Source organism: Streptomyces longwoodensis, assembly GCF_001514125.1.
GTDB classification, from domain to species: Bacteria; Actinomycetota; Actinomycetes; order Streptomycetales; family Streptomycetaceae; genus Streptomyces; species Streptomyces longwoodensis.
In genome coordinates this window covers 1-639 of the sequence record NZ_KQ948578.1, presented here as the reverse complement: position 1 = coordinate 639, position 639 = coordinate 1, and the positions used below count along the sequence as shown (strand labels likewise).

Here is a 639-nt window from a genome sequence, read left to right as displayed (position 1 = left end):
GCCCCAGGTCGGCGACAGGGTCGCGGCCAGGACCGCGCGGACCTCGAAGGCCGGGCACCCGCCGTGCTGGAGGTAGGCGTGCAGGATGTCGGGGGTGTTGGCGAAGAAGTTGGGCCGCATGTACGCGGCCGCCTCGCCCGACAGCTCGCCCAGGTACTCGGTGAGCTCTTCCTTGGTGGTGCGCCAGGTGAAGTAGGTGTACGACTGCTGGAAACCGATCTGGGCCAGGGTGTGCATCATCGCCGGGCGGGTGAACGCCTCGGCCAGGAAGATCACGTCGGGGTCGGCGGCGTTGATCTCGCCGATCACCCGCTCCCAGAACACCACCGGCTTGGTGTGGGGGTTGTCCACGCGGAAGATGCGCACCCCGCAGTCCATCCAGTGCCGCAGCACCCGCACCGTCTCCGCGACCAGGCCGTCCATGTCCTGGTCGAAGGCGATGGGGTAGATGTCCTGGTACTTCTTGGGCGGGTTCTCCGCGTAGGCGATGGTCCCGTCGGGGCGGTGGTGGAACCACTCCGGGTGCTTGGAGACCCACGGGTGGTCCGGCGAGCACTGCAGGGCGAAGTCCAGGGCGACCTCCAGGTCCAGGGAGCGGGCCTGCTCCACGAACCACCGGAAGTCCTCCAGCGTGCCCAG

1 protein-coding gene is annotated in these 639 nt (G+C 68.5%); it reads right to left on the bottom strand.

Annotated elements, in window-relative coordinates; translation table 11 throughout:
• Nucleotides 1-639: alpha-amylase family protein (locus tag AQJ30_RS36360; RefSeq protein WP_483855238.1), on the bottom strand; the 639-nt coding region annotated here is incomplete at both ends.